Source organism: Cupriavidus sp. F041 (assembly GCF_057814235.1).
The window spans coordinates 2085681-2107697 of record NZ_JBVASY010000001.1 but is presented as its reverse complement, the minus strand read 5'-3'; the positions used below and the strand labels follow the sequence as shown (position 1 = coordinate 2107697).

Annotated in this window: 20 protein-coding genes and 4 pseudogenes; 14 read left to right on the top strand and 10 right to left on the bottom strand. The window is 58.7% G+C overall.

The annotated features are described in order from the left end of the window. Positions 1 to 44 precede the first annotated feature (44 nt). The 5 genes from ACZY0R_RS09610 (at position 45) to ACZY0R_RS09590 (ending at position 3741) form a co-directional block, all read left to right on the top strand. Positions 45 to 338, top strand: coding sequence for a hypothetical protein (locus ACZY0R_RS09610; protein ID WP_488858142.1), 294 nt, complete (start codon positions 45 to 47; stop codon positions 336 to 338). After that, a complete protein-coding gene (locus tag ACZY0R_RS09605; protein WP_488858141.1) occupies positions 335 to 1045 on the top strand; it encodes a 3-oxoacid CoA-transferase subunit A in 711 nt (236 codons plus the stop codon). The genes ACZY0R_RS09610 and ACZY0R_RS09605 overlap by 4 nt, the downstream gene beginning before the upstream one ends. Further along, the gene (locus tag ACZY0R_RS09600) at positions 1042 to 1704 is read left to right on the top strand and encodes a 3-oxoacid CoA-transferase subunit B (RefSeq protein WP_488858140.1); all 663 of its coding nucleotides are present in this window, start codon (positions 1042 to 1044) and stop codon (positions 1702 to 1704) included. Before ACZY0R_RS09605 ends, ACZY0R_RS09600 begins: the two co-directional genes overlap by 4 nt. Before the next feature lies 1 nt (position 1705). Next, positions 1706 to 2713 (top strand): NADP-dependent oxidoreductase, encoded by a 1008-nt coding sequence (locus ACZY0R_RS09595; protein WP_488859614.1) that lies wholly within the window; start codon positions 1706 to 1708, stop codon positions 2711 to 2713. A 62-nt stretch (positions 2714 to 2775) separates the two neighbouring features. Continuing rightward, positions 2776 to 3741, top strand: a complete 966-nt coding sequence (locus ACZY0R_RS09590; RefSeq protein ID WP_488858139.1) for a Bug family tripartite tricarboxylate transporter substrate binding protein — start codon at positions 2776 to 2778, stop codon at positions 3739 to 3741. A 288-nt stretch (positions 3742 to 4029) separates the two neighbouring features. Here ACZY0R_RS09590 and ACZY0R_RS09585 read toward each other — a convergent pair whose 3' ends face one another. Beyond that, complete coding sequence (locus ACZY0R_RS09585) at positions 4030 to 5058, bottom strand: IS630 family transposase (protein ID WP_488857245.1); 1029 nt, start codon at positions 5056 to 5058, stop codon at positions 4030 to 4032. Between the two features lie 138 nt (positions 5059 to 5196). Between ACZY0R_RS09585 and ACZY0R_RS09580 the strand changes: the two genes are divergently transcribed. Together ACZY0R_RS09580 and ACZY0R_RS09575 are read left to right on the top strand one after the other, a co-directional pair. Beyond that, positions 5197 to 5421, top strand: coding sequence for a DUF485 domain-containing protein (locus ACZY0R_RS09580; protein WP_488858138.1), 225 nt, complete (start codon positions 5197 to 5199; stop codon positions 5419 to 5421). After that, a pseudogene (locus ACZY0R_RS09575) lies at positions 5418 to 6065 on the top strand (sodium:solute symporter family transporter); the annotation flags it as partial. The gene ACZY0R_RS09580 and the pseudogene ACZY0R_RS09575, both read left to right, overlap by 4 nt. An 8-nt stretch (positions 6066 to 6073) precedes the next feature. Here ACZY0R_RS09575 and ACZY0R_RS09570 read toward each other — a convergent pair. The 5 genes and pseudogenes from ACZY0R_RS09570 to ACZY0R_RS09550 all read right to left on the bottom strand — a co-directional run. Further along, positions 6074 to 6451: pseudogene (locus ACZY0R_RS09570) on the bottom strand (IS4 family transposase); the annotation flags it as partial. A gap of 180 nt (positions 6452 to 6631) precedes the next feature. Continuing rightward, the gene (gene ltrA, locus ACZY0R_RS09565) at positions 6632 to 7933 is read right to left on the bottom strand and encodes a group II intron reverse transcriptase/maturase (protein ID WP_488858137.1); all 1302 of its coding nucleotides are present in this window, start codon (positions 7931 to 7933) and stop codon (positions 6632 to 6634) included. A 504-nt stretch (positions 7934 to 8437) separates the two neighbouring features. After that, positions 8438 to 9115, bottom strand: a pseudogene (locus tag ACZY0R_RS09560) (IS4 family transposase); the annotation flags it as partial. A gap of 56 nt (positions 9116 to 9171) precedes the next feature. Beyond that, complete coding sequence (locus ACZY0R_RS09555; RefSeq protein ID WP_477111631.1) at positions 9172 to 10191, bottom strand: tyrosine-type recombinase/integrase; 1020 nt, start codon at positions 10189 to 10191, stop codon at positions 9172 to 9174. Then, positions 10188 to 10598 (bottom strand): annotated as a pseudogene (locus ACZY0R_RS09550) (tyrosine-type recombinase/integrase); the annotation flags it as partial. The pseudogene ACZY0R_RS09550 and the gene ACZY0R_RS09555, both read right to left, overlap by 4 nt. A 159-nt stretch (positions 10599 to 10757) precedes the next feature. On the opposite strand from ACZY0R_RS09550, the gene ACZY0R_RS09545 reads away from it, so the two are divergent. The 5 genes from ACZY0R_RS09545 (at position 10758) to ACZY0R_RS09525 (ending at position 15014) form a co-directional block, all read left to right on the top strand. Continuing rightward, positions 10758 to 10979: a hypothetical protein gene (locus tag ACZY0R_RS09545; protein ID WP_488858136.1), complete on the top strand. Its 222-nt coding sequence runs from the start codon at positions 10758 to 10760 to the stop codon at positions 10977 to 10979. A 38-nt stretch (positions 10980 to 11017) separates the two neighbouring features. Continuing rightward, the gene (locus tag ACZY0R_RS09540; RefSeq protein WP_477115608.1) at positions 11018 to 12052 is read left to right on the top strand and encodes an IS630 family transposase; all 1035 of its coding nucleotides are present in this window, start codon (positions 11018 to 11020) and stop codon (positions 12050 to 12052) included. Positions 12053 to 12250: 198 nt separating this feature from the next. After that, positions 12251 to 13090, top strand: coding sequence for a site-specific integrase (locus ACZY0R_RS09535; RefSeq protein WP_488858135.1), 840 nt, complete (start codon positions 12251 to 12253; stop codon positions 13088 to 13090). Positions 13091 to 13107: 17 nt separating this feature from the next. Then, entirely contained in the window at positions 13108 to 14019 is a 912-nt protein-coding gene (locus ACZY0R_RS09530) for a tyrosine-type recombinase/integrase (RefSeq protein WP_488858134.1), read from the top strand. Continuing rightward, a complete protein-coding gene (locus ACZY0R_RS09525; RefSeq protein WP_488858133.1) occupies positions 14016 to 15014 on the top strand; it encodes a tyrosine-type recombinase/integrase in 999 nt (332 codons plus the stop codon). Before ACZY0R_RS09530 ends, ACZY0R_RS09525 begins: the two co-directional genes overlap by 4 nt. On the opposite strand, the gene ACZY0R_RS09520 is transcribed toward ACZY0R_RS09525, so the two are convergent. The 3 genes from ACZY0R_RS09520 to ACZY0R_RS09510 all read right to left on the bottom strand — a co-directional run bounded on the left by ACZY0R_RS09520 (position 15011) and on the right by ACZY0R_RS09510 (position 17338). Continuing rightward, complete coding sequence (locus ACZY0R_RS09520) at positions 15011 to 15616, bottom strand: hypothetical protein (protein WP_488858132.1); 606 nt, start codon at positions 15614 to 15616, stop codon at positions 15011 to 15013. The genes ACZY0R_RS09525 and ACZY0R_RS09520 overlap by 4 nt on opposite strands. Beyond that, on the bottom strand, positions 15616 to 16866 hold the full coding sequence (locus tag ACZY0R_RS09515) for a site-specific integrase (RefSeq protein WP_477111633.1): 1251 nt from the start codon (positions 16864 to 16866) through the stop codon (positions 15616 to 15618). Before ACZY0R_RS09515 ends, ACZY0R_RS09520 begins: the two co-directional genes overlap by 1 nt. 181 nt (positions 16867 to 17047) lie before the next feature. Next, a complete protein-coding gene (locus ACZY0R_RS09510; protein ID WP_488858131.1) occupies positions 17048 to 17338 on the bottom strand; it encodes an IS4/Tn5 family transposase DNA-binding protein in 291 nt (96 codons plus the stop codon). A gap of 72 nt (positions 17339 to 17410) precedes the next feature. Between ACZY0R_RS09510 and ACZY0R_RS09505 the strand changes: the two genes are divergently transcribed. Further along, on the top strand, positions 17411 to 18499 hold the full coding sequence (locus tag ACZY0R_RS09505; protein WP_488859612.1) for a sodium:solute symporter family transporter: 1089 nt from the start codon (positions 17411 to 17413) through the stop codon (positions 18497 to 18499). Positions 18500 to 18902: 403 nt separating this feature from the next. Here ACZY0R_RS09505 and ACZY0R_RS09500 read toward each other — a convergent pair whose 3' ends face one another. Beyond that, positions 18903 to 20174 carry an epoxide hydrolase family protein gene (locus tag ACZY0R_RS09500; protein WP_488859610.1) on the bottom strand — a complete coding sequence of 424 codons (1272 nt, stop codon included), beginning with the start codon at positions 20172 to 20174 and terminating at the stop codon, positions 18903 to 18905. A gap of 789 nt (positions 20175 to 20963) precedes the next feature. On the opposite strand from ACZY0R_RS09500, the gene ACZY0R_RS09495 reads away from it, so the two are divergent. After that, positions 20964 to 22016 (top strand): alpha/beta fold hydrolase, encoded by a 1053-nt coding sequence (locus tag ACZY0R_RS09495; protein WP_488858130.1) that lies wholly within the window; start codon positions 20964 to 20966, stop codon positions 22014 to 22016. Position 22017 lies beyond the last annotated feature (1 nt).

The following is a 22017-nucleotide window of genomic DNA, read 5'->3' as shown; positions in this document are numbered from 1 at the left end:
CCCTTTAATTGCAACAACCGATTCGCATACAGAGGAGATACGACATGCAGTTTCTCGTTTTGATTTCCCGCACCTCACCGACACCGAACGAATTTCCCAGGCCTGCCGAACGCGAAGCCGAATCCGAGGCCATTCGCCGTCTCTATCTGGACGGCGTCGTCACGCAGATCTGGCTGCGCGGCGATGGAGGCGCCTGCATTATCGCAGATGGCAGCGACGCACAAAGTCTGGAGCAAACATTCTCGGCGCTGCCCCTGGTGAAGTCGGGCTTCCTGCAACCACCCACCGCGATTGCGCTGAAGCCATATTCGGGCTTCGGGCCGAGGAGCGCGCCATGATCAATAAGGTCATCGATGACGCGGTACAGGCACTAGCCCGCGTCAAGGACGGAGCAACGGTGTTGATCGGCGGCTTTGGTGGGGCGGGCGTGCCGAACGAGCTGATCGACGCCCTAATCGCGCAAGGCGCCAGAGACCTGACCATGGTAAGCAACAACGCCGGTAGCGCCGAGATCGGATTGGCCGCACTCCTCAAGGCCGGCCGGGTACGCAAGGTCATCTGCAGCTTTCCACGCCAGGCGGACAGCTATGTGTTCGACGAACTCTACCGCAGCCGAAAGGTGGAGCTTGAACTGGTACCTCAGGGCAATCTGGCCGAACGACTTCGCGCTGCCGGTGCGGGCATTGGCGCATTCTTTACGCGCACCGGCTTTGGCACGGAACTAGCAAAAGGCAAGGAAATCCGCGAGATCGACGGACAGGGCTATGTTCTCGAATTTCCCATCCATGGTGATCTCGCGCTGGTCAAGGCTGAGAAGGGAGACCGTTGGGGCAACCTGACCTACAGGAAAGCCGCTCGGAACTTTGGTCCGGTAATGGCCACCGCCGCAACGCTGACGGTGGCGAGCGTTCACGAGATTGTCGAGCTTGGCGAACTTGATCCGGAGCACATCATTACGCCCAGCGTCTTTGTTGACCACATCGTGAAGATCGCACGTGTACCTACGGCGCCAAGCGGATTCAGGAAGGATGCAGCCAAGCCATGACTTACCAGAGACGAACCAAAGATCAACTCGCTGCCCTGGTAGCCAAAGATATTTTCGACGGAGCCACCGTGAACCTCGGCATCGGTATGCCCACCCTGGTTGCGAACCATCTTCCCGCCGGCCGCCAAGTGGTGCTCCACAGCGAGAACGGGATACTGGGCATGGGTCCGGCGCCCGCGGACGGCAACGAAGATTTTGACCTGATCAATGCCGGAAAGCAGGCTGTCACGCTGCTGCCCGGCGGTGCCTTCTTTCACCACGCCGACAGCTTCGCAATGATGCGCGGCGGACATCTGGATATCTGCGTCCTCGGCGCCTTCCAGGTTTCCGCGACCGGCGACCTCGCCAACTGGCACACAGGTGACCCCGATGCCGTTCCTGCCGTTGGCGGTGCCATGGATCTCGCCGTAGGAGCCAAGCAGGCCTGGGTCATGATGGATCTTCTGGACAAACGCGGTAACAGCAAGATCGTCGAGCGGTGCAGCTATCCGCTGACAGCAGCGGCCTGCGTCAAGCGCATCTATACCGACTTCGCGACGTTTGAGTGTACGCCGGCAGGGCTGGTCCTGCGCGACAAGGTAGAAGGACTCGAGCTTGGAGAACTGGAAAACCTCCTGGCCCTAAGGAAACGCGGTGTTCTCCACTCTTTGGAGCTATAAGATGACCACATATCAACGCATTGTGCTGGCGTCGCGCCCCACCGGCGCCGTAACGCTCGACAACTTCCGGCTCGAGAATGTGCCCGTTCCCGAGATTGCAGACGGGCAAGTACTGGTACGCGTTCATTTTCTGTCGCTCGATCCATACATGCGCGGCCGTATGTACGACAACAAATCGTACGCTTCGCCGCAGCCGCTTGGTGAGGTCATGATCGGTGGCACCGTTGGTGAGGTCGTCGCTTCGAGAGATTCGCGATATGCGACGGGCGACACGGTTCTTGGTTTGCTCGGCTGGCAGGAAATGGGGGCAGTGAGCGGCGATGCGCTGCAGAAAATTGACACCACCCGCATACCAATGTCGGCCTATCTTGGCGCCGTGGGCATGCCGGGCATCACAGCCTGGTATGGCCTGAACGGGATTCTGAAGCCTGCGGCGGGCCAGACCGTGGTGGTCAGCGCGGCCTCCGGCGCCGTGGGCAGCGTGGTGGGTCAGTTGGCGAGCGCCATGGGCTGTCGTGTCATAGGCATTGCTGGCGGCAAGGACAAGTGCGACTACGTCATCCATTCGCTCGGCTTCGACGCGTGCATCGACTACAAGTCTGCCGGCACCAGTGACGCGCTGTACGCCATGCTCGCCGACACCACGCCCGATGGCGTGGACGGCTACTTCGACAACGTGGGCGGCGAGATTCTTGATGCCGTGCTGCGCCGGATGAACGCCTTTGGCCGCATTGCTGTCTGCGGACAGATATCGCGATTCGGCAACGGTCAGATACCTCTGCTGCATGCTGAACAGATCCTGCTCTCGCGCCTCAAGGTGGAAGGCTTCATTGTCTCCGAGCACGCGGACGCATGGCCGCAGGCGTTGCATGCGCTCGGCAACGCCGTGGCACAGGGCACGCTCAAGTTCCGGGAGAGTATCGCGCATGGATTGGATCGCGCACCGGAAGCCTTTATCGGGCTCCTCAACGGCAAGAATCTCGGCAAGCAACTAGTGAAGCTCGTGTAGGCCTGCAAAAGCTAGCGGCTGCAGCCCCCCTCCCGCACCGAGCACCAACTCAAGGAGATATCTTGAAACACATCCTCGCAACCCTTGTGGCTGGCGCGGCGTGCATCCTCACGGCCCCCACCAGCGCGCAGACCTATCCGAACCATCCCATCAAACTTCTGGTGGGCTACCCGCCCGGAGGGGCGGCCGATAGCGTAGCCAGACTCGTGTCGGCTTCACTCGCACAGAAACTCGGACAACCCATTGTGGTCGAGAACAAGCCAGGCGCCGGCTCGATCGTGGCCGGATCAATCGTGGCCAATAGCCCGGCGGACGGCTACACCCTTTTGCTCACGGGCAGCACGCTGCTGACCAACTTCCCGGCCGTACGCAAGATGCCTTTCGATCCCAATGTCGCACTGGATCCGTTAGGACTGGTGAGCATACTGCCGATGGTGGTGGTCACTAGGAAGGAAGGCGGGCCACAAAGCCTTCGGGACCTTGTCGCACAGGCCAAGGCGATGCCGGAGAAATTTTCTTTCGGCACGTATGGACTGGGCTCGCCAACCCATTTCGCAGGTGAGCTGCTGAATCAGGCCGCCGATCTCCACATGGTCCATGTCCCCTTCAATGGCAGCGCACCAAACCTGACTGCGCTTATGGGCGGTCAGATTCCGGTCGCATTCGACACCGCCGTGGCTTCCCGGCCACTGCTCGTGGCCGGGAAGATCACTGCCGTTGCCACGCCCTCGCCTAATCGGCTGCCGTCGCTTCCGTCCGTTCCTACCGTAGCCGAACTCGGGTATGGCAGCGCCACGTTGGAAACATGGATTGCAGTGCTGGTCAGGAAGGGCACGGCACCGGACGTACAGCAGAAGCTCACAGCGGCGCTTGCCGAGGTTGCTCGCGCGCCAGCGCTGCAGGCCCAGATCAGCGGCCTGGGCTTGATCCCCAAGTACGAAGATCCAGCGGCAGTCAAGGCGCGTATCGCAAAGGAGTTGCCGCTAATGCGTGCAGTTGCTGCGAAAGCTTCCATTCGCATCGAGTAAGGGGAGAGGATGTTGCACGGGCGCAGCACGTTGGGGCGGCTGATCGCGACATGAGGGCCATCGACATCGCGACTGACGATGATGCAGGTGTTGCTCTAGGCGCGGAAATGAAGTGCCCGGCGGAGTCGCAACCGTCGGGATGTGGTGAAGGACTGATACTAGGGGCGTAGAGCCTCCACGCGTTCATCGGCTACTGAGGTCAGCACCGCTCAGTCGATAAGGCCCTGCCAGCGACAGGGAAAATACACACAACAACAAGGATGGAGACATAAATAAATGAACAATTACTCATAAGTCAGAAATATAGCGGACAGATGGATGCCTGAAGAACGAGCGTACGAGCTTCGGATTGCGTCCAATTTGTGCAAGCTGTTCGTGAATTCGCGGGCCCAGTTTTTCGCCTTTTTGCAAAGGGCGCCGCGCGACGCCGTTGCGCTTGACGTGACTCCATACCAACTCATCTGGATTGAGGTCAGGGGCGTAACCGGGCAGGAAATGCAAGGTCAATTTGCCCTGCGTGCTGACAACGTAGTCCTTGACGATGGTCTTCTTGTGCGCTGGCAATCCGTCGACGATCAGATGTACCGCCTTCTTTCGGTTGAACATCAGCTTCTTGAGCAGCGTGACGAACAACTCGCCGCTGAGCCCGCCTTCATACGTTGCAAACCAGAAGGCACCCTTCGAACTGACGGCGGACGCCGCGCTCATGCTTTGCCGCTGGCCCGGCCGCTCGACAACGGGCGTTTCTCCGCGCGGCGCCCACGTCTTGCCATGCACCGAGTCAGCTCGAAAGCCCGATTCGTCCCAGAAGAAGATATCCGCCTTCTGCTCACGAGCCTGCCTGGCAATGGCCGGAAACGTGTCGCGCCGCCAGCGATCGATCGCCTCCGGATCGCGCTGGTAAGCGCGCTGCAGCGGCTTTTGCGGCGTCAGGTTCAGGCGTGCCAGCATCGCGCCGATCGAGGCCAGACTCAGCGTCACGCCGAATTTTATCTGCACCAGTTCGCGAACCAGATTGCGCGTCCACAGCCCGAAATCGAACCCATACTGCATCGGATTCTTGCCATTGATCCATCGCAGCACCCGCTGCTCCTGCGCAAGCGTGAGCGTGCGCGGGCGACCCGTGCCCTTGGTCGAGCGCAGCGCTCGTACACCACGGCCATGCGCCTGGGCGCGAATCTTGTATGCCCACGACCGATTCATTCCGAACGACGCCGCGACATCATCCGGATGGTCCCCCTCGGCCATGCGTTGCACCGCCAGGATGCGCATTTCTTCAAGCGTGTTGTGAGCCAGACTGCGGCCGTCCCGTTTCATGAGCGTGCCTCTCAATGACTATCGCTCAAGCATAGACTATATGTCCGCTAAATTTCTGACTTATGAGTAAATGCAAGGATCCTGCACAGCGGGACGTTCAAGCTGCTGATTCGCAAGCGATCGGCGTGGGCGACTTGGTTGTCGTTGTCGGTGTTTTCCGGCTACTACGGCCTACTAATAGTGATTGCTGCAACCCCAGAGACATTGCACACGCCGATTTCAGATGCAACCCCTATTAGCCTTGGTTGGATCGCCGGGGGCCTATTAATCGTTGGCTCATGGATATTGACGGGGCTTTACGTCTACAAGGCAAATTCGGAGTTCGACGACTTGAACGAGAAACTGCTCAAGGAGGTTGCATGATGAAGCGAAATTTCGTACTTGCGCTGTGCGCCGGCTTTGGCGCACCCTGCGCCGCACAGGCATCGACGCAGCCGGCGGCCGGGCAGCCGCTCAATCTTCTCGCCATTTCGATGTTTGGGCTCTTTGTTATTTTTACCCTGGCTATCACTTGGTGGGCGGCTGGCAAGACTCGGACCGCGTCTGATTTCTACACCGCCGGTGGGGGTATATCAGGCAATATGAACGGTTTGACCATCGCAGGGGACTACATGTCGGCCGCGACGTTGCTAGGCACCACCAGCCTAATTTTCGCAACAGGCTACGACGGCTTCGTCTACTTGATCAGCGCCTTTATCGGCTGGCCTATCATCATGTTTCTTATGGCAGAGCGGTTGCGCAACTTAGGTCGCTTTACATTTGCCGACATCACTTCATTCCGCTTGGACCAGAACAGTGTGCGAACCTTTTCCGCATTTGGCTCCCTGACGGTGGTGTGCTTTTACCTAGTGGTGCAAATGGTTGGGGCAGGACAACTGATTCAGCTTCTGTTCGGCCTGGAATATCACTGGGCAGTAGTCATCGTTGGCGTGCTGATGACGGTCTATGTGATCTTTGGAGGCATGGTCGCTACTACCTGGGTACAGGTCATTAAAGCCATCTCCTTATACAGAAGTCATGAGTCCTCAGCCCGTAGCGCCAGGATCATGAACGCAGCATCCATGGTTCGCTGCATGCCGATCCAGATCGTTTTGGCGCCGGGCTCGCCATCACTCTTGCGGCCCAGGAAACCACCCAGTGAAGCGATCAAGCGAATCATTTGATTGAGCGTGACGGGCGTCTTTGGACGCGCCTTCTTCGCGAGTAGATACGCGCCTCGTATCTCATCGGCATCAAAGAATAGCGACGCGTCCAGGTCAGGGCAGGTTCTGCCCAAACGCATCAGCCGGGCAATGCGCCACGCCACCACCATGTAAAACACCAGGGCCCGTTCCACGCGGTCCATGTGGGATAACTGTAAAGCTTCCACCTTGCACCCGTTCTTCAGGACATTGGTAGGGTCGAGGACTGGCGCGCGCACCTGTAGGCTCCGGTGGTAACTCCACCGCTTTCGCAGTGGACCGCAGTCCGGCTACCATAGTCACGTTTCCAGCCCCCGCCACGTCAAACGGAGCGGGCGGTTTTCCCGCACTCCGCTTTCCTGTGCGCTTCGCACCACGGCTTATGAGACCTATCATGCTGGGGATCCTTTCGGCATGCTCCAGTGCACCCTGTAGTTGTCGAACAACCCCAGAGTGTCGTAGAGCCATCGCGTACTCCATCTCGCCCAGCCGAAGCCCCGTCGTCCCCGAGCGCGCATCAGATGACTTCTGATCTTCAATGCAACCCATCGTTTGACCACTTGGAAGCAGCGACTTGAGTGACCGACAGCAAAGTAATTCACCCAACCGCGCAGCACCGGGTTAATGCGTTGTATCACCCGTGCCACAGGCTGAGAACGATACCGTCGGAACACTTCCTTGAGCGATTGCATCAACGCCGTACGTTTCTTCAACTTCGGCGTGAACTGCGCCCACCACAACCCTTTACTGCTACGGGTCCGTCGGAAGTCGAACCCCAGAAATCCGAAGCTCTCGCCTCGTGTGAGGTCAACCATTCGGCTCTTGTCCTCATTGATCTCTACTTGGAGTTTGGCGAACTCCTCCCGCAATCGCACGACCACCGCTTTATGTAACCAGTCATGCCGCGCATGGGCGTCCACGAGCACTACCAGATCGTCTGCAAACCGCGCATACTCGATTTGGGTGTACTTGCCCCGGCGAGTCAGGGTCTTCGCCCGCTCCAACATCTGATCAACCTCATTGAGGTAGAGATTGCTGAGCAGTGGCGAGATCACGCCGCCCTGAGGGACGCCCATCTTCCCGGAAGATTTCAGGATCATCTTGAGCAAGCGCATTACATCCTCGTCCTGGATTCTGCTTGCCACCTTCCCCAGTAGCCGATCATGCCGGACACTGTCGAAGTAGGCTTTCAGGTCAAGGTCAATCACGCGCGTCTTGCCACTGACGATCGCTCCGGCCACCCGGTCTATCGCTTCATGCGCTGTCCGCTTGGGGCGGTAGCCATATGACCCCGGTTGGAAGTCCGCCTCAAAGATCGGCTCCAATATGAGTTTCAGCGCCCCTTGCACCACGCGGTCACGGATCGAAGGAATCGACAGGACGCGGACTTTCGTCCCCCCATCCTTGGGAATCTCCTTCTTGCGCGCCGGCCTCGGTGCGTAGGTACGTCGTATCAGTTCATCTTGAATCTGCTCGAGGAATCCTGGGCGCCCTGCCGCCTCGATGGCTTCGAAGGTCTCGCCGTCCCCGCCGGGGGCGCCGCGATTCTCCTTGGCCATCTGGTAAGCCGCTTGCAGCGTTTCCATCTTGCAGACATGCACGTATAAACCCCAGAAACGCCAGGACGGTTCAGACTTCGCCTTGACGTATATCTTCCTTCTCAGGTCCTGCAAACTGCCGGGTGTCTTTCTCATCTCACCCTTGCCTCCCTTATGTTGGAAGAGTTACACACAGTAGGGTGCCTTCGCTCCACGGGCATTACCCCGCTTCGTCACTACTACACACCCGTCCGCCACCCTCTCGCCTTCGGCCGACTTCCCGGTGTTGCCGGTTATACGACCTACCCAGCTTCCGTCGATTTCTCGACGGGGCAAGGAGGGCTTCTCCAGTTGCTCAGCATATCCTTGCCACCATGCCGTCGCTTCCACCCCGCCGAAGGATCCCACCGCTTCAGTCAGCCTGCGGTAGGCTCTGCTGCCTTCGCCCTATTCTTGGAGGCTCGGCCTTCGGGGACAGAGTTTCGAGGCCACATCCGCGTTCATTTTCATTACGGCCTGGTGACTCGCCGCCGCCCCACGGACGACGTTGTCGATGGGCTTCAGCGTCCCAGTTTCCCAGGCACGCTGCCATCCTAGCTACGGGGCCTTGACTCTTACCCCGGCGGGACTGACTCCCGCTGAATACGCCAGCCTTTGCTGGACGCACAAGAACATCTCAATCTCCCACCTGGCTCGATACCAATCGATCAGCTCGACGACGGCATCTGTATCTTGCGCCTCCCGGTTGGTCAGCAGTCGCCACACGACAGGGGTAACGCCTGCCGGAGCGCCGATCTCCTCGGCCACAATGCAGGTGACGGCGGGCCCTGTCTTACCCGGCAGCTTCACGCGTTGCGCACGTAACTCCTGCTTGACCTCGCGCGCCTTCTGGCCTGCGCGCCCCGGCAGGATGAAGCCGATCTCCCCCAGAGCTTCGCTGGCGTCTACCGTGTCCCACAGCTTTCCTGTCTCACCAAGGCTGCGGTTGTGTTGGGAACGTATCAGCCAGTCTGCAGGATTGCCGAGCTCATTAGCACGCTCCATCATCGCAGCGATATCGCCTTCCCGATCCGCCACGTAGACCAGGCGAGTCTCAGGCAACATCGCGGCCTGTTCTGCAACGCGTTCGTAGCTTTCGGTCCACCGTACGCTCTCTGTAATACCAACCCGCTGCCCGTTTGCATCCAGCGGCTCCCGGGCCCACATCCAGGCGTCGATCACACCGAGTGGTTCCCGATCCGGCGTCACAGCATAGGTCGGATGGAGATACATCCCCCTCTGCGCTTCGTAGTTCAAGGGCCCGAGCCCATTGATCTCCTGGCCGTTAAAGTTCAGCTCAAATGCTGAGCATATTTTAATGCGGAGTCGTCGTTGATGAAGGCTCCGCTTGTGAGTCAAGTTGTCCGTTTGTCTCTCCGCATAAGGGAACTCGATTTCAGAGAGGCGATGAGCTCATCCGTTGCCTTGAATCGGCCTGAACGCAGCTTCGGCGCAATAATTCCTTCGAGCGCTTCCAGTTTCACCGAAGGGTCCGCGCGGGTGTATATCTCAGTCGTTTGCATATGTGCATGTCCAAGCCAGAGGGAAACCTTTCTGAGATCCTTGGTGGCTTGTAACATCGTCAGCGCACAGGTATGCCGAAGTACATGCGGAGATATGCGCTTTGTGGATAGCGATGGGCATCGTACTGCTGCCGCTCGAACATGTTTGTGAAGGATGTATTCGAACCCGGATCGAGTCATCTGTTCACCACGCGCATTGAGAAACAGTTCGGGTGCGGAGACCGTGTCGCGTACTGCGAGCCACGCCCGTAACGCCGTGGCGGTCTCCTTCCACAAGGGCAAACAGCGCTGCTTTCGCCCCTTCCCATGCACAAGGACGCTGGGATGCGGCTGGAGTTGCAGGTCATTAAGTCGCAGTCCGATCAATTCGGAAACACGCAAACCTGCGGCAAAGCAAAGATGAATCATGGCCCGGTCCCGGATGCCATCGCACAGGGTCGGGTTGGGCGCATCTAAGATGGCCTGCATTTCGTCTACGGTAAGGTGTCGTACAAGACGGGTATCGGTCCGCTTTGCCGGGATTGCCAAGATGCGAGTGATTTGTTCCAAAGCCGACGGAGTTCGATACTCCATGAAATGCATGAACGACTTGATTGCGGCCAGTCGAGTGTTTCTGGAGTTTGCTCCATTGCCGCGAACCGTTTCCAGATGGTTGAGGAAGCCAAGAACCAGAGGCGCATCAATTTGCTCAAACTGCAATGCCGATGGCGGAACCTTCAGCGTGGCCGCAGCATACTCAAAGAGCAGCCTGAACGCGTAGGCGTACGATTCGCTGGTATTCTCGCTGGCACCGCGCTCGATCGGCAGGCGTTGTCGGAGAAACGCCGTGATATGGGGGGCAACGGGAATCATGGCCGATCCCCCATGACGAAACGCTCGCAACGCTCTGCGATACCGCTCATCAGCTCCGGCGTCGCTTGCAAGTACCAGTAGGTGTTAGCCACCTTGGCGTGGCCGAGATAGGTCGACAATGCGAGCATGTGTTTCGTGATATTGTCGCGCTCATCTGGGCATGCTTCCAGCGCCCTCACTGCAAACGTGTGCCGTAACGAATGTGGTGTGGGTCGAGACATGCCTGGGCCGCAGCGTAGACCTATCTTCGTCGCTGCAGCACGAAATGCGATTTCGACATCGTTGATAATCAATGGCTTTCCCGCCGTCGAAATGAACACGTGATCGTCGAACGGTGCATAGGGCACCCGCCGTTCGAGATAACGCTCCAGCCCGGCCCGAGCGCTTTCGTGCAAGGGAACGATGCGGCTTTTACGACTACGCCGCTAGCGGCGTAGCTACAACTATGCCGCGTAGTTAACTATGTTCGATTTGGACGTGGCGAGCCGCAAATTCAAGGCAATGAACGAAAGATGATCGGCATAGTCTGATAGATGTTAGACCCGCTTTTACAAGAGGCGCAGGTCATGGAGAAGTTGTACCAAAAAACGCGGTCGCACTCACTCGATACACCCGAGGGCCCCCTTGCTGAACACCTCGGTGCATTTGAAGGTCTGCTGAATGATCAAGGTTACGCGCAGGAGTCTATTCGCAGACACTTGCTTCTCGTTGCCGATTTCAGCGTGTGGCTCAAGTGCAAGAGAATGTCGATCGAGGAAGTGACTCATGAAACTGCGCAACGTTACTAACCTTTTAGAAAGTATTGTCATGTGAGACAATGCATTTCATGAAATGCAAACGAAACTCGGACGCTCGGTCGATCGAGCATCAAGCCTTGCAGGTAATGCGGCAGCAGGCAGTGAAGGCTATTCGCGAAGGCCAGACGGTAGAAAGCGTGGCTGCGGCCTTTGGTGTCAATGTGCGCAGCGTCTATCGCTGGCTGGCCGACTTTGCCAACGGCGGGCAGACGGCGCTGCTGGCTAAGCCGATACCCGGCCGCCCACCAAAGATCAGCGCCGAGGAAATGCGCTGGCTGGCCAAGGCAATCAGGGACAACACGCCGCTGCAGTACAAGTTCGAGTTCGGGCTGTGGACGCTGTCGCTGATCGGTGAGCTGATCCATCGCCAATTCGGCAAGAAGTTGTCGCTGGCCTCGGTCAGCCGGATCATGAAGCTGCTGGGATTTAGTGCGCAGAAGCCGCTCTATCAGGCTTGGCAGCAGGACGCCAAGCTGGTGCGGCAGTGGGAAATTGAGACCTATCCGGAGATCCGGGCTCAGGCGCGAGCGGCGGGCGCAACGATCTACTTCGTGGATGAGGCGGGCATTCGCTCGGATTATCACACCGGTACGACTTGGGCGCCGCGTGGCCAGACACCTGTGGTTGGCGTGACCGGCCGGCGCTTCTCGCTGAACATGATCTCGGCAGTCAGTCCACGTGGGGAGTTCCGTTTCATGGTGCATGACGGCTCCGTCAATACGACGGTGTTTATCGAGTTTCTCAAGCGATTGATGATCGGCGCGACCAAGCCGGTTTTTGTGGTGGTGGACGGGCATCCGGTACACAGAAGCAAGCTAGTCAAAACATACGTCGAAAGTGAGCAAGGCCGGCTGAAGCTGTTCTACCTGCCGCCGTATTCTCCTCACCTGAACCCCGACGAGCAGGTGTGGGCGCACGTGAAGCGGCAAGTCTCCAAGCGTTTAGTCCAGGGAAAGAACGAAATGAAGAAATTGGCGAGAAGTGCGTTACGTCGCATTCAACGACTGCCTGAGTTAGTCAAGTCGTTCTTTCGCCAGCCGGAGTGCCAATACGCTGCGGCCTGACAATACTTTCTGAAAAGTTAGTATCTGCGCTACCGAGAACACCACCGCTGTCATCGGAACGGCGCAAAATATGCGGTAAGACGCTTTGTACAATTGCTTCAAGAAAATGGAATCGTTGCAAAGGAAGCGTCCGTTGCGCAGACACCAGTTGAAAAATTGGTAAACGGATACTCTTTGTATCTGCACCAGGAACGAGGCTTGGCAGCCACGACGATCAGGAAATATCGGTGGTGTGCGCATTTGTTTTTAACAAAGCAATTCGGTGATGGGGCGACGCGGCTCTCGGATCTCAGTGCCCGCGAGATCATCGACTTTGTTCAGCATGAGGCCACTCAAAGTCCAGCGCGAGCGCAATCGATCGCAAAGGTCTTGCGCTCGTTTTTGCAGTATGCGCGTTATCGTGGCTTGATCAAGCTTGACCTCGCTGCAGCGATCCCCCGGGTCGCCCACTGGTCAATGGCATCAATCCCCAAAGCGATATCCCCTGAGTATGCTAGGCGAGCGTTGGCCAGTTGCGACCGCCGTCGCCCCGTCGGCCGCCGAGATTATGCGATTCTGCTCCTCCTTGCCCGGCTGGGGTTGCGGAGTGGCGAGGTGGTTTCCTTGACGTTGGATGACATCGATTGGGAAACGGGCACGTTGAACATTCATGGAAAAGGCGGTCAGGAGTCGCCGTTGCCATTACTCGCGCCGGTGGGTGAAGCGATCGCCGACTACCTGAAAAACGGTCGCGCGGATTCTGAGAGTCGAAGTGTCTTCCTGCGTATAAACGCGCCGATTCGTGGGTTCAAGACGGAAAAAGCGGTATGCAATGTAGTCAGATACGCTCTGGAGCGGGCTGGTATCGATTCGTCAAGAAAAGGAGCCCATCAATTCCGGCATGCGTTAGCGACGCAGATGCTGCGTCAAGGATCCTCGCTGGCCGAGATTAGCGAAGTCTTGCGCCACAAAAGTCCCGACTCGACGAGAATATACGCGAAGGTCGATCTGGATTCACTGCGGACCTTGGCGCCGCCATGGCCGAGCCCCCGATCATGAGTACGTTACGCAAATCAATGGAAGAATACCTGACGATGCGTCGTCGTCTGGGATTCAAACTTCATGAAGCAGGCCAACGTCTGGAAGACTTCGTCTGCTTTATGGAACGACGTCGGGCCTCTCACATCAGCGCGTCACTGGCGTTGACCTGGGCACAAAAGTCCCCGTCGGTTCAACCGGTGATCTGGGCTCAGCGAATAGGTGTGGTGCGTGGCTTTGCACGCTATCTGAGTGCCTTCGATCCGCATACAGAGATTCCACGGGCCGAATTGTTGCCGCACCGGTATCATCGGCGTGCTCCCTACCTTTACACCGATGAGGAAACCCAGAAGATATTGGCTGCCGCGCTGGCTCTTCCTCCGGAATCGGGACTGCGGAGGTGGACATATTTTACGCTGATAGGTCTGCTAAGCGTCACGGGGTTGCGCCCCGGCGAAGCGGTCAATCTGGAACTCGAAGACGTTGACTTGAAAGAATGCGTACTGACGGTGCGGGGAAGCAAATTTGGAAAGTCGAGGTGGGTTCCTATTCATTCCTCCACTCGAGATGCACTTGCAGACTATCTTCGACGTCGCGCGCGATGTCTTGCGGGGCGCCCGGAAACCCATGTGTTCATCACTTCGCAAGGCAAGCCACTCAGTGGAGACATGGTTTCTCATACATTTACGGCGCTCACACGGGAAATCGGTCTTCGCGATTCGTCAGCAAAGCGCGCTCCCCGCCTGATCGACTATCGCCATTTATTTGCGGTCACGACGCTGGCGAGATTAGACCGGTCGGGTAAGGACCCGGTGCGTTGGTTACCGGTGCTGTCGACGTTCCTCGGGCACCAGTGGGCGAGAGATACATACTGGTATGTCGAGCAGCACCCAGAGCTCATGAAGCAGGCGATGAAGCGCCTGGAGCGTCGCTGGAAGGATGTGTCATGAAATCTACCGTCGGTTTCCCATCATTAGTGCAGCGGTTCTTTACGGAACGTCTCATGCAACAGCGGCAGGCCAGTCCGCACACCATCAGTTCCTATCGGGACACGTTCAGGCTGCTGCTTCGTTTTGCCTACAAGCGTCTGCACAAACCGCCGGATCATCTGGCATTTGAGGACATCAATGCGCCGCTCGTGACAGCATTTCTGAATGATCTGGAGAAGACCCGGGCTATCAGTGTCCGTACCCGAAATCTGCGACTGACAGCGATTCGCTCGTTCTTCCGTTACGCGGCCTTCGAGACGCCCGCGTATTCCGCGCAGATCCAGCGCGTGCTGTCGATGCCCAACAAACGCTACGATCGCAGGCTCATTCACTTTCTGACGCGGCCGGAAGTCAAGGCGCTGCTCGCTGCACCCGATAAGCGCACCTGGTGTGGTCGTCGTGATCATGCGTTACTCCGACTGGGTGTGGAGACGGGACTTCGTGTGTCGGAAATGACCGGCCTCACACGCGAGGACGTGACCCTCGGCGCAGGCGCGCACATTAATGTTATGGGTAAAGGTCGAAAACAGCGCGTTACCCCTTTTAGCAAGGAGACCGCCGCTATTCTAAAAGCTTGGATGAAAGAGCCTCGCACACCCAACAGCGACGCGCTATTTCCGAGTGTTCGAGGTGGACATCTCAGTCCGGACGCGGTACAACGTCTCCTGAAAAAGTACGCTACCCAGGCTGCCATAGGATGTCCTTCGCTGCGAAAGAAACGAGTGACGCCGCACGTGCTGAGGCACACGGCAGCCATGGAATTATTGCAAGCTGGCGTGGATCCATTCAACATTGCCCTGTGGATGGGCCACGAATCGCTCCAGACAACCCAGATGTACCTGGATGCCAGTCTGGAGCTGAAGGAAAAGATTCTCGCTAATGTCGGACCACATGATGGCAAGCCCGTACGATACCGGCCTGACAGTAAGCTCGCGACGTTTCTCAAGGGTCTTTAGCCATTAAAACTATGCCGATCCGGCGACTTTGGGAATGACCTCCTGCTGGGCTCTTTATAAGCATCATCGTGATCCGATCCCAGCTTGATCGGCATTGTCGTGAACGCGGCATAGTTACGAAACTTGGAACATCGAATCAGCAGTCCATCTGAAGTGATATCCTCGTAGCGTAAGCCGATGGCTTCCGATACTCTTATCCCGGTGCACGCGAGTAATGCGAACAGTGTGCTGTAGGTATATCGCCGTAACGTCTCGCGCCCCGACTGCGAGGCTGCGCGAATGAGGCCACGGACCTCATCCGGGGAAAGGATGTATGGGACAGGTCGGATCTGTCGCCCGCTGCCAAAGACCGGCGGGGGCACTTCGTGACGAGGATCTTCGGCTCGCGCGTACCGGGCAAATCGAATCACCTCCCCGAGTCGACGCGCTCGCCGCACCACCAGGCGCGCCGATCCAGCCCATTCGATAGCAGTATCAGCACACACGTGGGATTTACCCATAGCGTCGGAGTAAGTGGCGAAACTGCGCAACAGCTTGCCCTGTGTCTTGAGTTCGAACCCACAGGCACGGCGCACTTGCAGATAGGATTGCACGGCTTGCATTAGCATGGTCCTTCCCCCGGCCACGGTTGGGCGATCTGCCGCAACGAGGCGATGTCCACCTTGGCGTAAAATTCCGTAGTCGCGACAGATTGGTGCCGTAGTACGGAGGCGATATCCTGCAGGGAAGCGCCTTGCGCCAGCATCGAGGTTGCAACTGAATGGCGCAGTACATGAGCGGCACCTCGGGTCAAGCACGTGACGCCAGCTCGCCGCATCGCCTTCTTGACTATGATGGAGATGGCAGCATGATCTGCAAAAGCCTGGAACGGGGCACAAGTGCGCACAAATAGAGCATCGGCATCCGTTCGAGGTCGGCCCTTTTGAAGATATTGCACAATGGCCAGGCCAACTTCCTGCGTCAGAGGCAAGAGAGTCTGCCGCCGATTCTTACCCGTGACGGAGATTGATGCCCCTTTCCAGTCGATATCGTCGAGACGCAGATGCCAAACATCGCTGGCACGAAGTCCCAAGCGTGCCAGTAGCAACAAAATCGCACGGTCGCGCCGACCGATGGGCGTCACCGTGTCACATGAATCGATAATCTGTTCGACTTGATCGACCTGTAAATATCGTGGCAGGCCAGACAGTCGCCAATGCGCCAGTGCGGGTATCGCTCCCTCAAGACCAATAGCGCATTTGCTTTCGGCTATGTAAAACCGGACAAGCATGCGCAATGCGGTCGTGCAATGCTTCGCCACCGCCGCCCCCTTCTTCCTGCTTTGTTCTAGAATGAACTGGCGCAATTCACTTGCATCCAGTTTGGGTTGGGCATCTCCGATACGAGCGAACAAATCTCGAAGCGCAATGCCGTAGTTGTACAAAGTCGCATCGCTGGTTCCACGCTGCTGGCGCATCCATTGGCAGAATGCGGAGAATTGAACGGATTTCAGATCAGCCGCAAGGGCGGCAAGCCCGGTTGGGCGGTGGCTGATTCTACCTTGGTGCATCAGGAACATTCGCGCACCGCACAACGAGACAACGGCGCGCTGATTGCCAAATCCATGGCATTGGCATCGGCTCAAATGCTCGGCGAAGCGTTGAAGAGCCAATTCATCAAGTTCAAGGGTCGATATACCTTCTCCGTCCGACCAATACAGGAAATGCGATGCCGCAGTGATATGGGTGCAGACGGAAATCTTTGCGTAGCCGCGCTGCTGAAGGTACTGCGAATAACCTTCAAGCAGCGAGCCACCGGGACGAGAGAGAAGCCGTTGAACGTGCGACGGTGATTTGAAGTACTGACTCAGCATGACGTCCTCCTTGAGTGGATGTCTCCGGTCGAGTGGCCAGAAGGACGTCAACATTATGCGGAGCAACGCCGGAAAGGTGACACTCGAAATGCCTTGATATCCGGTCCACCTACGTCGATTTCGCCGAGCTACTAAGCATTAAAATTCACACCGCATTTGAGCTGTAACGCGGTGCACCGCGTTACAGCTCGGTCGTGTCTGCAATGCACAGCACCACCGGGAATTGCCGCGCCCGTACTGCCGTGCGCTCCCAATGCGGCTGCATCATGTCTGTCCACTCGACTTCCTCGTTGCCGAAAAATCGATAGGCAGCGATGGTCTCTGCCCAGTCCTCGCATGCGCCCGGAATGCTCGCAGTCGGCCTCGCAGCCAGTCGCTTCAGCAGTCCCTTCGCCCGTCGGTCCCGCCTTGGATCGCCAAGATCCAGCGCCTCAAATTCTTCGTCCACCCATGCCCCCGACTCGTCGTTCATTCGCGCTCGAAAATCTGAGAGTAAACGCGAGTCCGCGCGAGTTTACAACCCCTCCCGCCCAAGTCCCATCAAATTCTGGCCGCACTGCGCCCGGTCAGGACGCTGGACTTCTGTATAAGGAGATGCATTAAAGCGGCTCTGCTACTAGGCGGCGGCGCCATGCTGGTGGCGATGACGATGAGCCGTTTTGGATTTTCGCTGGACCGGCTATTTACTCAAGCAGTAAGCGCGCATAAGGATGGGATCCGTATCATGGGGCCGGGGTCGATGCTGTCCGATCCGGTTTCCGCGATCTCACTTGGACTGGGCATGATGTTTGGTACTGCTGGCATGCCGCACATCCTGATGCGCTTCTTCACTGTGGCAGATGCGCAGGCGGCACGCAAGTCGGTTTTCGTCGCCACCGGGCTAATCGGGCTGTTCTTCCTGGTCATCGCTACGCTGGGCGTGGCTTCTATTGTAATTGTCGGCACTGATGCTCAGTTCTTTGTGGGCGGCCAATTAGGCGGCAAGCTCGTCGGCGGGAGCAATATGCCTGTAATGCATTTGGCCAAGGCGGTGGGCGGTGATATCTTCTTCGGCTTTCTGTCGGCGGTAGCCTTCGCCACCATTCTCGCTGTCGTGTCGGGTCTGGTGCTTGCCGGCGCTTCCTCCGTCTCGCACGATATCTATGCAAGAGTGATTCGAAAGGGTGAGGCATCCATGGGCAGCGAGGTGTTAGTGTCTCGCTGCGCTGCAGTGGTGTTGGGTGTAATTGCTATCGTGCTTGGCATTGCGTTCAAGGACCAGAACGTGGCTTTCTTGGTGTCGTTGACCTTCGGCGTCGCCGCCTCAGTCAATTTCCCGATCCTGATCCTGTCGATGTACTGGCGGGGGCTGACTACGCGCGGGGCACTTGCTGGAGGCATGGTAGGTCTACTGTCGTCGGTGTCGCTGGTGGTGCTGTCGCCGGCGGTCTGGGTCAAAGTATTCGGTAATGCTCAGCCGCTGGTTCCCTATGACCATCCGGCCTTGTTCTCCATGAGCGCCGCATTCGCGGTAACTTGGCTGGTGTCCGTGTTGGACCGCAGCGCGAGAGCCCATGCCGAGCAGCGTGCCTACAGTAGCCAGTTCGTTCGGGCCCACACCGGCATCGGCGCGGACAGCGCGAACACTCACTAACTGCGCCGGCAGGCGTATATCCGGTGAAGGGCCGCCTCGGCATCGCGCAGCAGATGTGGCAGCGCGATAGACCGCCGAGAATCCAATTTGCCTGGCCGGGGCAACACCGGAGGCTTGAAAGCCTATCCGTGTTGCCTTGGCGAGCGGGATAGGTCGTCGGCCGGGAACTGCTGGCGATGCGCGTGGCAATGGCCGGCGGCATGCATCTGCGCAAGTGCTGAGCCGCCCGGATTTGCGCGCGTATGCACTTACGTGACGATGCCGTAATTCCCTGTAGCGTGCCGGATGTTTCCAGCAACATTCCGGTTTCTTTATCGAATGGTTTTGCTACGAGTTGAACGCGAATCACTACCAATACGCCCGTCCGGGCAATCGATCCGGACAGGCGGCGTAATGCCCCAGCTCAGCGCATTAATCGGAATGCGGAACGTACTTCCCTACTGAACAATTCCGGTTCTTCCCATGCTGCGAAGTGACCGCCCTTGTCCACGCGGTTGTAGTAGATCAGGTTCTGATAGGCGCGTGCTACCCAGTTCTTCGGCGGCCGGTAGACCTCGCCCGGGAAGATGGTCACTGCTACCGGGATCGTGATGGGAGCCGGCTTTGCCGGCGCCGCGGCTGCTTCCCAATAAATCCGTCCGCTCGACGGCCCAGTGTTGGTCAGCCAGTAGAGCGTAATGTTGTCGAGGATCGCATCACGGCCCAGCGCGCGCTCGGGGTCACCACGGGTAAATACCCAGTCAGCCTGCTTGTCGTAGAGCCACGCTGCCAGACCCGCCGGCGAATCGGCCTCGCCATAGCCGATGGTCTGTGGCCGCGTTTGCATGATCGCGGCGTAACCGAATCCCTTGTTAAGGAACTCCCTGGCCTGGTCAAAGACCTCCCGTTCTTCGACCGTGAGATCCGCCGGCGCGGGATCACCGTTCTTCAATGCCTTTGCGACCTCCGGCGGCAAGGTCGTCGCGCGCTCTACCCGGTTGACGTGCATGCCCAGCAGCCCCTCGGGCGCCTGCCGGCCAAGCGAGTCGCAGATGATGGCGCCCAAGTCGCCGCCTTGCGAAACATAGCGCGTGTAGCCAAGCCGCTTCATCAGGACGTCCCACGCGCGCGCGACGCGGTCGGCGTTCCAGCCCGTTTCCGTGGGCTTTTGTGAGAAGCCGAAGCCGGGGATCGACGGAATGACCAGGTGGAACGCATCGTTGGCCGAGCCGCCGTGCGCCAACGGGTCCGTCAGCGGGCCGATGACGTTCAGCAGCTCGAAGACCGAACCTGGCCACCCGTGGGTCATGATCAGCGGAAGCGCATTGGGATGGCGGGAGCGGACGTGGATGAAGTAAATATCCAGCCCGTCGATGTTCGTCAGGAACTGCGGATGGGCATTGAGTTTCGCCTCGGCCTTTCGCCAGTCGTAACCCGTCTCCCAGTAGCGCACGAGCGGCTGAAGCTTCGCAAGCTGCACGCCCTGTGACCGGTCGCCGACCGGTTCCGCATTGGGCCAGCGCGTGGCGGCAAGGCGGCGCTTCAGATCTGCGAGCGCTGCTTGCGGTACTTGCACGCGGAACGGGCGAATCGCGTCCGTCGTGGCGGGTTGCCCGGTACCGGCCGGCGCGGCGGCAGACAGGACCGGCTGAATCATGGGAAGGGCCGCGCTTGCCGCGCCGCCCAATAGCAGCATTCGGCGCGACCGGTTGGGTCCCGGCTTCGATACCTGTGTGTCCACGACAATGTCTCCTTTGCCGTCCATAGCGGATCCAGACCGGGCTCTCATTTGGCCGACTCCACGAGTGGCGCACCCTTCTTCACAATGTAGGTTGCCGGTTCCGATGCCTTGCCGTTGCCAACATTGCGCGCCGAGGGTGCTCATCTCAGCGAGGATGAACAACAAATCGCCAGCCTTGAGTGTCACCGGTGGGTTGTCACCAAGCTGGTACTCCACCGTCCCTTGCGGGACGTGGGCGACTTCCTCCCCCGGATACGAATGCTCCGGCACGAACGCGCCAGAATCGAATTCAAAGCGTACCTGTATGCCCTCGCGATCCGGCACGCTTAGATCGTGCCGGACAAGGTCCGCGCGATGCACTTCCGCCGTTTGCACTTGCCGATTGAATGGCGCGAAGTCGCCCACATGATCTGCCGAGCGATGGCCGGGTCATCGATCGCCGCGAGCGACGCCGGCAAGGCGCCAATAACTGTAGCCTAGATCACCAGATGCGTCTTGTCGATCCCGGCTTGCTAGACATAGCCTTTCAGCACATTAGCGTAGTCCCGACCAGGCCGCTGCCGTCCTCACGCCAGATTCTCCTGGGCGGCCCGGCCTCTACGTAGGGATGAACAAGTCAATTTCACTGGGCGTCCAATCTTGCGACCCTGCACACCACTTTCTGGTTTGCAAATGACCGCCGCAACCCTAAATTTACTATCAGGGGTTGCAGCAAGCCTCATCCGTCGTCAGCAGGAGACAACAATGACAAACGATATCGATCGGCCTCGGAGAAAATTCCTGGCCACCGCCGCCCTGACACTTACCGCGGCGCAAGTCGGCTCGCTGTCGTCCGCCATGGCCCAGACCGGGCAGGCGAAAACCGCGCCGTTGTCAGCTACCGCGCCGGGCACCCATACGGCCTTCCCCTCGATCCGGCAGATCAATGCCGGGCTGCTTAATGTGGGCTACGCCGAGGTGGGACCTGCCGACGCCCCCGCGGTGGTCATGCTCCATGGCTGGCCCTACGACATCCACGCCTTCGTCGATGCCGCCCCGCTGGTGGCATCGCGCGGCAACCGCGTGATCGTTCCATACCTGCGCGGCTATGGTTCCACGACCTTCCTGTCGAAGGACACCGTCCGCAACGCGCAGCCGGCTGCCGTAGCGCTGGATATCGTCGCGCTGATGGATGCACTGCATATCCAGAAAGCCGTCCTCGCCGGGTTCGACTGGGGCGCGCGCACGGTCGACATCATCGCCGCACTGTGGCCGGAGCGCTGCGCCGGGCTCGTCGCGGTCAGCGGCTACCTGATCGGCAACCAGGCGACGGGCAGGATGCCGTTGCCACCGGATGCGGAATACCAGTGGTGGTATCAGTTCTATCTTGCGACCGATCGTGGCCGCGACGGCTACCAGAAATACACGCACGACTTCACGCGGCTGATCTGGCGGCTGGCGTCGCCGCGCTGGAAGTTCGATGACGCCACCTTCGAGCGCAGTGCAGCCGCATTCCGGAATCCCGATCACGTGGCTATCAGCGTTCACAACTACCGCTGGCGGCAGGGTCTTGCCGAGGGCGAAGCACGGTACGACGACATCGAGAAGCGGCTGGCGACCGCGCCTACCATCGGCGTGCCTACCATCACGATGGAAGGGGATGCCAATGGCGCACCGCATCCCGAGCCGAGTACGTATCGCAGCAAGTTCACCGGCAAGTATGAACACCGGGACCTGACCGGCGGCATCGGCCACAACATCCCGCAGGAGGCGCCGGCGGCATTCGCCCAGGCGGTGCTCGACGTTTCCCGACGCTAGG

Coding starts and splice junctions, on each gene's coding strand:
- ACZY0R_RS09555 (WP_477111631.1), bottom strand. CDS start 10,191: ATGATTCCCGTTGCCCCCCATATCACGGCGTTTCTCCGACAACGCCTG.
- ltrA (WP_488858137.1), bottom strand. CDS start 7,933: ATGAGAAAGACACCCGGCAGTTTGCAGGACCTGAGAAGGAAGATATAC.
- ACZY0R_RS09605 (WP_488858141.1), top strand. CDS start 335: ATGATCAATAAGGTCATCGATGACGCGGTACAGGCACTAGCCCGCGTC.
- ACZY0R_RS09495 (WP_488858130.1), top strand. CDS start 20,964: ATGACAAACGATATCGATCGGCCTCGGAGAAAATTCCTGGCCACCGCC.
- ACZY0R_RS09515 (WP_477111633.1), bottom strand. CDS start 16,866: ATGCTGAGTCAGTACTTCAAATCACCGTCGCACGTTCAACGGCTTCTC.
- ACZY0R_RS09585 (WP_488857245.1), bottom strand. CDS start 5,058: ATGAAACGGGACGGCCGCAGTCTGGCTCACAACACGCTTGAAGAAATG.
- ACZY0R_RS09600 (WP_488858140.1), top strand. CDS start 1,042: ATGACTTACCAGAGACGAACCAAAGATCAACTCGCTGCCCTGGTAGCC.
- ACZY0R_RS09530 (WP_488858134.1), top strand. CDS start 13,108: ATGGAAGAATACCTGACGATGCGTCGTCGTCTGGGATTCAAACTTCAT.
- ACZY0R_RS09510 (WP_488858131.1), bottom strand. CDS start 17,338: ATGAACGACGAGTCGGGGGCATGGGTGGACGAAGAATTTGAGGCGCTG.
- ACZY0R_RS09520 (WP_488858132.1), bottom strand. CDS start 15,616: ATGCAAGCCGTGCAATCCTATCTGCAAGTGCGCCGTGCCTGTGGGTTC.
- ACZY0R_RS09500 (WP_488859610.1), bottom strand. CDS start 20,174: ATGCTGCTATTGGGCGGCGCGGCAAGCGCGGCCCTTCCCATGATTCAG.
- ACZY0R_RS09610 (WP_488858142.1), top strand. CDS start 45: ATGCAGTTTCTCGTTTTGATTTCCCGCACCTCACCGACACCGAACGAA.
- ACZY0R_RS09540 (WP_477115608.1), top strand. CDS start 11,018: ATGAAATGCAAACGAAACTCGGACGCTCGGTCGATCGAGCATCAAGCC.
- ACZY0R_RS09525 (WP_488858133.1), top strand. CDS start 14,016: ATGAAATCTACCGTCGGTTTCCCATCATTAGTGCAGCGGTTCTTTACG.
- ACZY0R_RS09545 (WP_488858136.1), top strand. CDS start 10,758: ATGGAGAAGTTGTACCAAAAAACGCGGTCGCACTCACTCGATACACCC.
- ACZY0R_RS09595 (WP_488859614.1), top strand. CDS start 1,706: ATGACCACATATCAACGCATTGTGCTGGCGTCGCGCCCCACCGGCGCC.